Annotated in this window: 11 protein-coding genes; 3 read left to right on the forward strand and 8 right to left on the reverse strand. The window is 66.2% G+C overall.

Features of this window, described 5'->3' with window-relative positions; translation table 11 throughout:
• Positions 1–265: 265 nt before the first annotated feature.
• The 3 genes from pssA to AKL29_RS26165 all read right to left on the reverse strand — a co-directional run bounded on the left by pssA (position 266) and on the right by AKL29_RS26165 (position 3965).
• Positions 266–1147 (reverse strand): CDP-diacylglycerol--serine O-phosphatidyltransferase, encoded by an 882-nt coding sequence (pssA, locus tag AKL29_RS26155; protein ID WP_038377503.1) that lies wholly within the window; start codon positions 1145–1147, stop codon positions 266–268.
• A 77-nt stretch (positions 1148–1224) separates the two neighbouring features.
• The gene (locus tag AKL29_RS26160) at positions 1225–1923 is read right to left on the reverse strand and encodes a phosphatidylserine decarboxylase (protein WP_016846296.1); all 699 of its coding nucleotides are present in this window, start codon (positions 1921–1923) and stop codon (positions 1225–1227) included.
• A 53-nt stretch (positions 1924–1976) separates the two neighbouring features.
• A complete protein-coding gene (locus AKL29_RS26165; protein WP_050386151.1) occupies positions 1977–3965 on the reverse strand; it encodes an ABCB family ABC transporter ATP-binding protein/permease in 1989 nt (662 codons plus the stop codon).
• 213 nt (positions 3966–4178) lie between these two features.
• On the opposite strand from AKL29_RS26165, the gene AKL29_RS26170 reads away from it, so the two are divergent.
• The gene (locus AKL29_RS26170) at positions 4179–4784 is read left to right on the forward strand and encodes an LOG family protein (protein ID WP_028334261.1); all 606 of its coding nucleotides are present in this window, start codon (positions 4179–4181) and stop codon (positions 4782–4784) included.
• A 151-nt stretch (positions 4785–4935) separates the two neighbouring features.
• On the opposite strand, the gene AKL29_RS26175 is transcribed toward AKL29_RS26170, so the two are convergent.
• The 4 genes from AKL29_RS26175 to cysS all read right to left on the reverse strand — a co-directional run bounded on the left by AKL29_RS26175 (position 4936) and on the right by cysS (position 8935).
• Positions 4936–5313: a VOC family protein gene (locus tag AKL29_RS26175; protein ID WP_028334260.1), complete on the reverse strand. Its 378-nt coding sequence runs from the start codon at positions 5311–5313 to the stop codon at positions 4936–4938.
• Between the two features lie 108 nt (positions 5314–5421).
• Entirely contained in the window at positions 5422–7020 is a 1599-nt protein-coding gene (gene cimA, locus AKL29_RS26180; RefSeq protein WP_028334259.1) for a citramalate synthase, read from the reverse strand.
• Positions 7017–7523: a GNAT family N-acetyltransferase gene (locus AKL29_RS26185; protein WP_050386152.1), complete on the reverse strand. Its 507-nt coding sequence runs from the start codon at positions 7521–7523 to the stop codon at positions 7017–7019. Before AKL29_RS26185 ends, cimA begins: the two co-directional genes overlap by 4 nt.
• Entirely contained in the window at positions 7520–8935 is a 1416-nt protein-coding gene (gene cysS, locus AKL29_RS26190; protein ID WP_050386153.1) for a cysteine--tRNA ligase, read from the reverse strand. Before cysS ends, AKL29_RS26185 begins: the two co-directional genes overlap by 4 nt.
• A 293-nt stretch (positions 8936–9228) precedes the next feature.
• Here cysS and AKL29_RS26195 point away from each other — a divergent pair, with 293 nt between their 5' ends.
• Complete coding sequence (locus AKL29_RS26195; RefSeq protein WP_050386154.1) at positions 9229–9552, forward strand: hypothetical protein; 324 nt, start codon at positions 9229–9231, stop codon at positions 9550–9552.
• A gap of 143 nt (positions 9553–9695) precedes the next feature.
• On the forward strand, positions 9696–10865 hold the full coding sequence (locus AKL29_RS26200; protein WP_050386155.1) for a DUF2865 domain-containing protein: 1170 nt from the start codon (positions 9696–9698) through the stop codon (positions 10863–10865).
• A 7-nt stretch (positions 10866–10872) separates the two neighbouring features.
• Here AKL29_RS26200 and AKL29_RS26205 read toward each other — a convergent pair.
• On the reverse strand, positions 10873–12228 hold a 1356-nt coding region (locus AKL29_RS26205; protein ID WP_244482426.1), incomplete at its 5' end, for an NAD+ synthase.

Consider the following 12228-nt stretch of genomic DNA (forward strand, 5'->3'; position numbering starts at 1 on the left):
CGAGCGGGCCGTCTCAGCCTATAGCCGAGATCGCACGCGAACCCAACCGAGGCACGCTCATGGCTGATATTTGCTGGAATGAAGCAACATCACCGTCACCCCCGCGCAACGGCAAAGCCGTTGTCGCTGGAGGAGGCCGCGCAGCGGCCGTCTCGAAGGGTCGACGGCCTCGCTGGTGGCCGTCCACCCTACGAGGCTCGCTGCGCTCGCGCCTCCAGCGACAAAGGCGAAGCCTTTGCGCGGGGTGACGGGTTACGCTGAGGCATCAGTGCAGATGCGTCGGACGATCGTCGTGGTCACTCTCCGCGACCGGCGCCGTATAGGGAGCAGCGGCCTGCGCCGCCATCGGCGCGCCCGCAGCTTGCGTCTGCGCGGCAAGCTGGCGCTCCTGGTCGCGATAGGACTTCCAGCCCCAGGGCAGGCTGATCAGGTAGAGCACCGAGCCCGCCGACAGGATGTGCCAGGGATAGCCGATCAGCAGTGCGACGAAGAACACCACCGATACGAACACCGGCAGCACCATTTCCGGCGGCACGCGCATCTTCACGGTCTTGCCGGAGAACACCGGCAGCCGCGACACCATCAGGAAGGCGATCAAGAGCGTATAGAACGCCGTCAGCGTCGCCGGCGGCATCGGTACGCCGAGGAAGGCGAGATAGATCGGCAGCAGCACGGTGATCGCACCGGCCGGCGCCGGCACGCCGGTGAAATAGTTGGCGGCGAAGGCCGGCTTGTTCGGATCGTCGATCGAGGCATTAAAGCGCGCAAGCCGCAGGCCGCCGGAGATCGCGAACACCATCGCGGCGATCCAGCCGCCATTGTTCAATTCATGCAGCTGCCAGAAATACAGGATCAGGCCCGGCGCCACGCCGAAATTGACGAAGTCGGCCAAGCTGTCGAGCTCGGCGCCGAATTTCGACTGGCCCTTGATCATGCGGGCAACGCGGCCGTCGATGCCGTCGAGGATCGCGGCGAAGACGATGGCGGCGACCGCGAGCTCCATCCGCCCTTCCGTCGACAGCCGGATCGCGGTCAGCCCGGCGCAGATCGCCAGCAGCGTGATCATGTTCGGCACCAGCATCCGCACCGGGATCGGGCGGAACCGGCGGCGGCGATACTCGGTAGAATTCGGATCGAATGGCGTCATGGCCTGACGAATATAGCAAGCGCCGTCCGGCTCCGCCATTGCAGCGGGAACCGGCTGATGGCGCCGCCGAAACAGAGTTAATCGGCGCGGTAAGTCCGGCCCGGATCGGCGTTGCGGAAATCCGCCAGAATCGTCTCGCCGGCGACCGCAGTCTGGCCCTCGGAGACCAGCGCCTTGGTGCCCTCGGGCAGATAGACGTCGAGCCGCGAGCCGAAGCGGATCAGGCCGAAGCGCTCGCCGGCGCCGATCGACTGGCCTTCCTTGACGAAGCAGACGATGCGCCGTGCCACGAGGCCCGCGATCTGGACCACGCCGATGCGCCCGTTGGAGGTCGAGATCACGAGCGAATTGCGCTCATTGTCCTCGCTCGCCTTGTCGAGCTCGGCATTGATGAAGGCGCCGGGCCGGTAGGCAATGCGGTCGATGCGGCCGACCACCGGGCTGCGGTTCACATGGCAGTTGAACACGCTCATGAATACCGAGACCCGCGGCAGCGGCTTGTCGCCGAGCCCGAGTTCGGCCGGCGGCAGCGCCTGCACCACCATCGAGACGCGGCCGTCGGCCGGCGATACCACGATGCCGTCGCGCAGCGGCGTCACGCGGACCGGATCGCGGAAGAACAGCGCGCACCAGACGGTCAGCAGCGTCCCGATCCAGCCCAGCGGGGTCCAGATCCAGAACAGGATCAGGCTCGCCAGAGCGAAGCCGCCAATGAAGGGATAGCCCTCCGGGTGGATCGGCGGGATCTGCGCGCGGATGGAATTGGCGATCGACATCAGAGCTCGCTTGCGTTTCCCCGCCCCATTTGGCGGGAGAGGCCCTAAATCGACTATTCCGCGGCGGTCGGCAAGGGTTTCTCACCCGCATCAGGGGTGGAATCCTCCGACGATTCGGTGACCGCCGGCGGCAGCCGATTCGGCGCGGTGCCGTCGTCATCGACCTGGGCGAGCCGTTCGCGGGCCTCCTCGGCCTCGCGTTGCCGGTTCCACATGCTGGCATAGAGGCCGTCGGCGGCCAAAAGCCGCGCGTGGGTGCCGCGCTCGGCGATCCGGCCCTGGTCCAGCACGATGATCTCGTCGGCGCCGACGATGGTCGACAGCCGATGCGCGATCACCAGCGAAGTACGATTGCGCGAGACCCGCTCCAGCGCGCCCTGGATCTCGTGCTCGGTGTGGCTGTCGAGCGCGGAGGTCGCCTCATCCAGCACCAGGATCGGCGGCGCCTTCAGCACCGTGCGCGCGATCGCAACGCGCTGCTTCTCGCCGCCGGAGAGTTTCAGACCGCGCTCGCCGACCTGCGTCTCATAGCCCTGCGGCGACATCCGGATGAAGCCGTCGATCTGCGCGAGGCGCGCCGCCTCCTCCACTTCGTCATCGCCGGCGTCCCAGCGGCCATAGCGGATGTTGTAGCGGATGGTGTCGTTGAACAGCACGGTGTCCTGCGGCACCATGCCGATCGCCGAGCGCAGCGAGGCTTGCGTCACGGTCTTGATGTCCTGGCCGTCGATCAGGATGCGGCCGCTCGAGACGTCGTAGAGGCGGAACAGCAGCCGCGAGATCGTCGACTTGCCGGCGCCAGAGGGACCGACGATCGCGACCGTCTTGCCGGCCGGCACCTCGAAGCTCAGGCCCTTGAGGATCGGCCGGTCCGTCTCGTAGGCGAAGCGGACATCCTCGAACCGCACGCTGCCGGACGACACCGCGAGCGGCTTGGCCCCCGGAATGTCCTTCACCTCGGGATCGCGCGCCAGCACGTCGAACATCTTCTCGATGTCGATGATCGCCTGTTTGATCTCGCGATAGACCATGCCCATGAAGTTCAGCGGCTGGTAGAGCTGGATCATCATCGAATTGATCAGCACGAAATCGCCGACGGTGTGGGTGCCGTTGCGGATGCCGAACGCGCACATCAGCATGGTCGCGGTCAGCCCCGCGGTGAAGATGATCGCTTGCCCGGTGTTGAGCACGGCAAGCGAGGTATAGGTCTTCACGCTGGCCTGCTCGTAGCGCTCCATCGAGCGGTCGTAGCGCCGCGCCTCGCGCTCCTCGGCGCCGAAATATTTCACCGTCTCGTAATTGAGCAGCGAGTCGATCGCCTTGGTGTTCGCCTCGGTGTCGGAATCGTTCATCCTGCGGCGGATCTCGATCCGCCACTCGGTCGCGATATAGGTGAAGTACATGAACACGACGACCGTGAGCAGCACCGCGAGCACGTAGCGCCAGTCGAACTGCCAGAGCAGCACCGCCGCCAGCAGCGCGACCTCGACGATGGTCGGGATCAGCTGCAGGATCACCATCCGCACGATGGTCTCGATGCCAGAGCGGCCGCGCTCCAGCACGCGGGTCAGGCCGCCGGTCTTGCGCTCGAGATGGAAGCGCAGCGACAGCTCATGCATGTGCACGAAGGTGATGTAGGCGAGCCGCCGCACCGCATGCATGGCGACGCGCGCGAAGATGCCGTCGCGCCATTGCGTCAGCACCGCCATGATGATGCGCACCGCGCCGTAGCTGATCGTCATCAGCACCGGCGAGGCGATCAGCCAGACCACCCAGTTCGAGGCCGCAACCGGCGCCGAGCCGGTGCCGTTCAGCGCATCGATCGCCCATTTGAAGGTGAACGGCACCGACAGCGTCGCGAGCTTGGCGAACAGCAGCAGCACCACCGACCAGATCACGCGCGTCTTCAAATCGGCGCGATCGCCGGGCCAGATATAGGGCCAGAGATGAACGAGGGTGCCGAGCAGCGTCCCCTTCTCGGCGACCGGCGGCGTGGCCGTGGGCTGTGCGGCGCCGGTCACATGCTGTTGCGGCAGCACCATCAGGCGCCCGCCCGCGCGTTCACGGCGCGGCGGTCCGCTGCCACATCTTTTCCACGGTTTGCCATTGTGCCCGTCATATAGATCGTTTGAACGCGGCGTACAGGCTTATGACGAAAATTGTTCGCGATTCGCGGGAATTTACGGGATTTTTTGGCTCTCAATCCCCATATGGGAGTCTTGACCCTGTTTACGCTGCGGTGCCACAAGGATCATATGAACCAAATCAAGACTGTCTGTGTTTATTGTGGCTCCGGCCCCGGTAACAATCCCCGTTTCGTTGAAGCTGCCGTCGCGCTCGGCAAGAGCTTTGCCGAAAACAACGTTCGCCTGGTCTATGGCGGCGGCTCGATCGGCCTGATGGGCGCGGTCGCGAAATCCACGCTCGACCACGGCGGCTCCGTCACCGGCATCATTCCCGAATTCCTGCGCGCGCGCGAGAACGCGCTGACCTCGGTTCAGGAGATGATCGTCACGCCCGACATGCATGAGCGCAAGCGCCTGATGTTCGAGCGCTCGGATGCGTTCGTCGCGCTGCCCGGCGGCATCGGCACGCTGGAGGAGTTGGTCGAGCAATTGACCTGGCAGCAGCTCGGCCGTCACCACAAGCCGATCCTGCTCGCCAACATCGACAATTTCTGGGAGCCCCTGCTCTCGCTTTTGAACCACATGCGCATGACCGAGTTCATCCGCCCGACGCTGCCGATCAACGTCCTGATGGCCGACCGCGTTGACGAGATCCTGCCGCGGCTGCGTTCGGCGGTGGCACGCACGCCCGAGGCCGCAAAGGAACTCGCGCCCGAAGTGGCGCGGCGGCTCTGATTGTTCGGGCGCGCTAACCCTATTCCGTCATGCTGAGGAGCGCGGAACGCGCGTCTCGAAGCATGTACAGCCCGGCTGGTGGCCGTTCGCCCTTCGAGGCGCGCTCCGCGAGCGCCTCAGGACGACGGGGTTAGGTAGCCGCCCCCCAACCTCACTCGCTCGGAAACGTCACGGCCTCGATGCGGTTGCCGTCGGGATCGAGGACGAAGGCCGCATAGTAGCGCACGCGGTCGTGCGGGCGCAGGCCCGGAGGGCCATCGGAGAGGCCGCCGGACGCCAGCGCGGCGGCGTGGAAGGCATCGACCTCGGCGGTGGTCTTCGCGCGCAGGCAGATATGGGTGCCGCTCTCATGCGGCACCTGCGCCATCGCGGCGCGCAGATTGATCCAGAATTCGGGATAGGCCTTGCCGAAGCCGATCGTCGCGGGCCGCGTGACGAGGCGGCTCAGGCCAAGCGCGGCCAGCGTCGGCTCATAGAACCGCGCGGCACGTTCGAGATCGCGGACGCCGACGGAGACGTGGTCGATCATGTCTGTCCTCCTCTATCCGTCATTCCGGGGCGGTGCGCAGCACCGAACCCGGAATCTCGAGATTCCGGGTCTGGTCCTACGGACCATCCCGGAATGACAGCCTAAGCCTCACGCCTGCGCGCCTGACCTCACCAGCTTGTAGAACACCGAATCCATCAGCGCCTGGAATGAGGCGTCGATGATGTTGGGCGAGACGCCGACCGTGGTCCAGCTCTCGCCGGTCTCGTCCTCGCTTTCGATCAAGACGCGCGTGACCGCCTCGGTGCCGCCATTGAGGATACGCACACGGTAGTCGATCAGCTTCAGGCCATCGATATATTTCTGGTATTTGCCGAGATCCTTGCGCAGCGCGACGTCGAGCGCGTTGACCGGGCCGTTGCCTTCGGCGGCCGAGATCAGCCGCTCGCCGTCGACATCGACCTTCACCACTGCGAGCGCCACGGTGACCCGCTGGCCGTTGGCGTTGTAGCGCTGCTCGACATTGACGTCGAACTGCTCGACCTTGAAATATTCCGGTACCTTGCCCAGCGTGCGGCGCGCCAGCAGATCGAACGACGCGTTGGCGGATTCATAGGCAAAGCCGGCGGCCTCGCGCTCCTTCAATTCCTCGACCAGGCGCGTCAGGCGCGGATCGCTCTTGTCGTAGGCGATGCCGGCACGGTCGAGCTCGGCCATCACGTTGGAACGGCCGGCCTGATCGGACACCAGCACCTTGCGGTGGTTGCCGACGGAATCCGGCAGCACGTGCTCATAGGTCTGCGGGTCCTTCATGACAGCGGAGGCATGGATCCCGGTCTTGGTGACGAACGCGCTTTCCCCGACATAGGCCGCATGGCGGTTGGGCGCGCGGTTCAGCATGTCGTCGAGCGTGCGCGACACCTTCACCAGCGTTGCCAGCTTCTCCGTGGTGACGCCGATCTCGAACTTGTCGGCAAACTCCTGCTTCAGCTTCAAGGTCGGGATCAGCGAGCAGAGGTTGGCGTTGCCACAGCGCTCGCCGAGGCCGTTGAGCGTGCCCTGGATCTGCCGCGCGCCGGCCCGAACCGCGGCGAGCGAATTGGCGACCGCCTGCTCGGTGTCGTTATGGGCGTGGATGCCGACGTTGGCGCCCGGCACCTGCTTGATGACATCGCCGACGATGGTCTCGATCTCATGCGGCATGGTACCGCCATTGGTGTCGCACAGCACCACCCAGCGGGCGCCGGACTGATAGGCGGCCGTGGCGCAGGCGAGCGCGTAGTCGCGGTTCTCCTTGTAGCCGTCGAAGAAATGCTCGCAGTCGACCATCACCTCGCGGCCGAGCGCTCTCGCGGCCGCGACGCTGTCGCGGATCGAGGCGAGGTTCTCCTCATTCGTAGTCTCGAGCGCGACGCGGACCTGGTAGGCGGAGGATTTGGCGACGAAGCAGATCGCGTCCGCCTTGGCCTCGAGGATGCCGGCAAGCCCCGGATCGTTCGACGCCGAGCGGCCCGGCCGCCGCGTCATGCCGAACGCGGTGAAGCGTGCGTGGTCGAACGCAGGCTTTTTGCTGAAGAATTCGGTGTCGATCGGATTGGCGCCGGGGTAGCCGCCCTCGACATAGTCGATGCCGAGCGCGTCGAGCATGCCTGATATCACCTGCTTGTCCTGCAGGGTGAAGTCGACGCCGTTGGTCTGCGCGCCGTCACGCAGCGTGGTGTCGAACAGATAGAGGCGCTCGCGGCTCACGCGTGGCCTCCCGGGGTCGCGACACCATCGAGCTGCTTCTGCATCGTGGTGTTGGCGAGCCACTCGTCGTTAATAGTGACCGAGTTGCGCTGCTGGGCGACGTAGCCGCGCTTGCGGAAGAATTCCAGCGCGGTGTCGCTGGCATCGACCTTCAGGTTCTTGGCGCCGCGGGCACTCGCGATCTTCTCCAGCGCATCGCACAGCGCGCTGCCGACCCCCTGCCCGACCGCGCTCGGATGCACATAGAGCATATCGATGAGATCGGCGCCCTTCAGCGAGGCGAAACCGACCGGCGCGCCTTGCAATGTCGCTATCAGCGTGAGCTGGCCGGCGAGCTTCTTGCCGAAGGCCGCCTCGTCGGCGGCGGCCATCGCCCAGGCTTCCTGCTGCGCCTCGCTGTAATCGTCGCCGGTCAGGTCCATGATCGAGGCCGCGAAGATCGCCGCCAGCAGCGGCGCGTCGTCGGGCAGATACGGGCGCAAGGCGGGTGCGGAGCGGCTCATCGCGCGATCTCCCAGGTGGTGATCGGCTTTCCTTCGGCATCCTTGCCGTCCTTGATCGCCACGCCCATCGCGGCGAGCTGATCGCGGATCCGATCGGATTCCTTGAATTCCTTGCGGGCCCGCGCCGCGGTTCGCTCGGCGATCAGTGCCTCGACGGCTGTGGCATCGACGCCGCTCGCCTGCTGCTTGCGCGCCTCCCACGCGGCCGCGCTCTCCGACAGGAAGCCGAGCAGCCGGAGCGAGCCGGCAAACTCCATGCGGCTCTGTTCGCTGCTCGACGCAGCACTGCGCAGGCCGTGCAGCACCGCCATCGCCTGCGCCGTATTGAGGTCGTCGTAGAGCGCCTCGACCATCGCGGGCGACGGCGCGCCAGGCTCGGCGTCGGCCGCGACCGCGTACCAGTCGTCGAGTGTCTTCGCGGCCTCCTCGGTGGCCTTGGCGGTCCAGTCGAGCGGCGAACGATAATGCGTCTTCAGCATGGCAAGCCGCAGCACCTCGCCGGGCCAATCGGCCAAGAGATCGCGGATCGTGAAGAAGTTGCCGAGCGACTTCGACATCTTCTCGCTTTCGATCTGCAGGAAGCCGTTGTGCATCCAGACATTGGCCATGCGGTCGGAGTGGAACGCGCAGCAGGTCTGGGCGAGCTCGTTCTCATGGTGCGGGAACACCAGGTCGATGCCGCCGCCATGGATGTCGAACTTCTCGCCGAGATGCTTCCAGGCCATTGCCGAGCACTCGATGTGCCAGCCGGGGCGGCCCTCGACGTCGATGCCTGCCGGCGACGGCCATGACGGCTCGCCCGGCTTCGACGGCTTCCACAGCACGAAGTCGGTGTTGTCGCGCTTGTAGGGCGCGACATCGACCCGGGCGCCGGCGATCATCTCGTCGAGCGAACGTTTCGACAGCGCGCCGTAACGCGGCAGCGCCGAATTGGCCGCGTTCATCGCCTGCGGCGAGAACAGCACGTGATCCTCGGCGACATAGGCAAAGCCGCCGGCGACCAGCTTGTCGATGATGGCGCGCATCTCCGGGATGTGCTCGGTGGCGCGCGGCTGCACGGTCGGCGGCAAGCAGCCGAGCGCGGTGACGTCGTCCTGATACTGCTGATAGGTCAGCTCGGTGACCTTGCGGATCGCCTCGTTCAGCGGCACGCCGGGATAATCCCGCGCCGCGCGGACGTTGATCTTGTCGTCGACGTCGGTGACGTTGCGGACATAGGTCACGTGACCGGCGCCATAGCGATGGCGCAGCACGCGAAACAGCACGTCGAAAACGATGGCGGCGCGGCCGTTGCCGATATGGGCGAAGTCGTAGACCGTCGGCCCGCAGGCATACATGCGGACGTTGTCGGCATCGAGCGGCACGAACGGCCGCTTCTCCCGGGTCAGCGTATCGTAGAGGCGCAAATCCATGGAAACCGTTCCCTTGCGGCCGGGCGGTCCAATGCTCTCATGTGTTGAGAAAAGACGGCCTCAGCCAGCGAATCGCTAGCTCATAATCTCGCGGCAAATGCTGCAGATGGCGAGGTGGCCGTTCATGGTTCCACCATGTCTCACGGCCCCATTATTGCGTCAAGGGGCTGTTTTCGGGCGGTTCGCCAGCCGCCCCGCACCGAAATCACGTCAACGCCCTCATGGTTAATCATTATTAAGGATTTGGGCGTATCCGGTCGCTAGCGGATTCCCCGCCGTTTCACTGGTGCACCATGCGGCCCATTTCAGCATTGATTGCCTGCACGCTCGTCCTTGCTCCGTCCTTCCTTGTCTCCTCGGTCGCGTTGGCCGACAGCCGCGTCTTCATCGTCGCCAACCAGGCCGACGGCTACGGCATCGACCAGTGCCTCGCCCGCGGCGATCGCTGCGGTGCTTCCGCCGCTCGCGCCTATTGCCGGTCACGTGATTTTGCGCAGGCCACCAACTACCGCCGCGTCGATCCCGACGAGATCACCGGCGCGGTTCCGCGCGCCGCGAATGAAAAATGTAACGGCAACGGCTGCGGCGAATTCGTCGCCATCACCTGCCAGCGCTAAGCCAAGCCGCTGGCCAGACGGGGTTATTGCCACACCGGCGCCCCGGAAACGACGTGACGCTGCCCCGAGAAACGGCTATTGCAGCGGCATTGCCCGCGCGCTTTGGCGTTGATCGCCGCGCGGCGTCGTTTTAATGGCCGGATATGCCCAATAGCTCCCGTTCTCGCTTCTCCCGCTGGTTTCTGAGTTGCGCCGTGCTGGCCGGCATGTCCCTGCCCGCCACGCATGCCCTGGCGCAAGTGCCGCCCGGCCCGCCCGGTCCGGCTCCGCAAGGCGCGGCACAGCCCAATCAGCAGGCCAATCCGATGTGCGGCCGGCTCGAAGGCCAGCTGGCGGCGATCGACCGCGGCGGCGGCTCCGGCGACCCGGCCAAGGACGAGCAGATTCGCCGCTATCAGGACGCGGCAACCCGCCAGCAGGGCGAGCTCGATCGCGTGACGGCGCAGGCCCGGCGCATGGGCTGCGACAGCTCCGGGTTCTTCTCGCTCTTCAACAACAATTCGGCGCAGTGCGGTCCGGTCAACACCCAGATCCAGCAGATGCGCGCCAATCTCGACCAGATCACCGCCAATCTCGAGCGGCTGCGCTCCGGCGGGCTCGGCGGCGCCGACCGCGAGAACCAGCGCCGCTCGGTCCTGACCGCGCTGGCGCAGAACAATTGCGGTCCGCAATATGCCGCGGCCGCGCGTGGCCCCGGCAACTTCCTCGAGAACCTGTTCGGCGGCGGTGGCGGCGGCAATCCCAACAATCCGCTGCCCCCGCCCGATGCGCAGTATGGCGCCCAGTCCGGCACCTTCCGCACCGTCTGCGTCCGTACCTGCGACGGCGCCTATTTCCCGATCTCGTTCGCAACGGTGCAGGCGCGCTTCGCCGCCGACGAGCAGATCTGCAAGGCGCAGTGCCCTGCCGCGGATGCCAGCCTGTTCACCTACCGAAATCCCGGCGAGGACATCAACCAGGCGGTCTCGATCAGCGGCGTGTCCTACTCGTCGCTGCCGAACGCCTTCAAGTACCGCACCGAGTTCAATCCGTCCTGCTCCTGCAAGCCGGCCGGCCAGAGCTGGGCCGAGGCGCTGAAGGCGGTCGACGACAAGGCGTCCGCCGAGCAGCAGGGCGACATCATCGTCACCGAGGAGAGCGCGCGGAAGATGCAGCAACGCGCCCAGACCAAGGCCGCCGCCGGCAAGAAGGGCGCGCCCGCCGCCGCAGCTCAACAGCAGCCCGCAGCCGCTGACGCCACGGCACCGGCGGCCGCGCCGGCGAGCGACGGCCAGATCCGCACCGTCGGCCCGACCTTCATTCCCAAGCGGTAAGAAGAGCTCAGCCCTCGAACGCTTCCGCCGACGCGCGCGAGGTGCGCGCCACCAGCGTCTCGTCGGGCGCCGGCAGCGCCTTGCCGAAATCGCGGAAGCGGTTGGTGATGGGGTAGCGGCGGTCGCGGCCGAAATTCTTCCGCGTCACCTTCACCCCCGGCGCCGCCTGCCGCCGCTTGTATTCGGCGATGTTGAGCAGGCGATCGACCCGGGCCACCACATCGCGGTCGAAGCCGGCTTCGATGATGGTCGCCAGCGGCTCCTCGCGCTCCACCAGCCGTTCGAGGATCGCGTCCAGCACGTCGTAGGGCGGCAGCGAATCCTGGTCGGTCTGGTTCTCGCGCAGCTCCGCGGTCGGCGGCCGGATGATGATGTTGACCGGGATCACCTCGCCTGACGGCCCGAGCGCGCCGTCCGGCTTCCAGCCATTGCGCAGGCTCGACAGGCGGAACACCTCGGTCTTGTAGATGTCCTTGATCGGATTGAAGCCGCCATTCATGTCGCCATACAGCGTAGCGTAGCCGACCGACATCTCCGACTTGTTGCCGGTGGTCACCACCATCGCACCGGTCTTGTTGGAGATCGCCATCAACAGCGTGCCGCGGGCGCGCGCCTGCAAATTCTCCTCGGTGATGTCGCGCTCCAGCCCCTTGAACACCGGCGCCAGAATCGTCTCGAAGCCGTTCACGGCATCGGCGATCGGCAGGATCTCGTAGCGGATGCCGAGCGCGGCGGCGAGCTTAGCGGCATCGTCGAGCGACACCTGCGCGGTGTAGCGGAACGGCAGCATCACGCCGCGCACCTTGTCGGCTCCGAGCGCATCGACCGCGATCGCCGCGCACAGCGCCGAGTCGATGCCGCCGGAGACGCCGAGCAGCACGCCGGGAAAACCGTTCTTCCGGACATAGTCGCGCAGGCCGAGCACGCAGGCCGCGTAATCGGCCTTGTCGCCCTCGAGCTGCGCCGTGCTCGGGCCGTTGCAGCGCCAGCCGTCGGCGGTCTTGCGCCAGGTCAGCGTCGTGACGTTCTCCTCGAACGCCGGAAGCTGCGCCGCGACGGAGAGATCGGCATTCAGCGCGAACGAGGCGCCGTCGAAAATCAGCTCGTCCTGGCCGCCGACCTCGTTGAGATAGACCAGCGGCAGTCCGCTCTCGGTGACGCGCGCCACCACGATCGACAGCCTGAGGTCGGCCTTGTCGCGGGCATAGGGCGAGCCGTTCGGCACCACGAGAATCTCGGCGCCGGTCTCAGCGAGACATTCGACGACGTTCTCGTACTCTTCGGACTCCTCGAGCCAGATGTCCTCGCAGATCGGCACGCCGATGCGCACGCCGCGCACCGTCACCGGGCCCGGCGCCGGGCC

Origin of the sequence: Bradyrhizobium pachyrhizi, from assembly GCF_001189245.1 — a bacterium.
In the GTDB taxonomy this organism is placed as follows: domain Bacteria; phylum Pseudomonadota; class Alphaproteobacteria; order Rhizobiales; family Xanthobacteraceae; genus Bradyrhizobium; species Bradyrhizobium pachyrhizi.

Coding starts and splice junctions, on each gene's coding strand:
- cysS (WP_050386153.1), bottom strand. CDS start 8,935: ATGGATTTGCGCCTCTACGATACGCTGACCCGGGAGAAGCGGCCGTTC.
- AKL29_RS26170 (WP_028334261.1), top strand. CDS start 4,179: ATGAACCAAATCAAGACTGTCTGTGTTTATTGTGGCTCCGGCCCCGGT.
- AKL29_RS26185 (WP_050386152.1), bottom strand. CDS start 7,523: ATGAGCCGCTCCGCACCCGCCTTGCGCCCGTATCTGCCCGACGACGCG.
- AKL29_RS26175 (WP_028334260.1), bottom strand. CDS start 5,313: ATGATCGACCACGTCTCCGTCGGCGTCCGCGATCTCGAACGTGCCGCG.
- AKL29_RS26165 (WP_050386151.1), bottom strand. CDS start 3,965: ATGGTGCTGCCGCAACAGCATGTGACCGGCGCCGCACAGCCCACGGCC.
- AKL29_RS26195 (WP_050386154.1), top strand. CDS start 9,229: ATGCGGCCCATTTCAGCATTGATTGCCTGCACGCTCGTCCTTGCTCCG.
- pssA (WP_038377503.1), bottom strand. CDS start 1,147: ATGACGCCATTCGATCCGAATTCTACCGAGTATCGCCGCCGCCGGTTC.
- AKL29_RS26200 (WP_050386155.1), top strand. CDS start 9,696: ATGCCCAATAGCTCCCGTTCTCGCTTCTCCCGCTGGTTTCTGAGTTGC.
- AKL29_RS26160 (WP_016846296.1), bottom strand. CDS start 1,923: ATGTCGATCGCCAATTCCATCCGCGCGCAGATCCCGCCGATCCACCCG.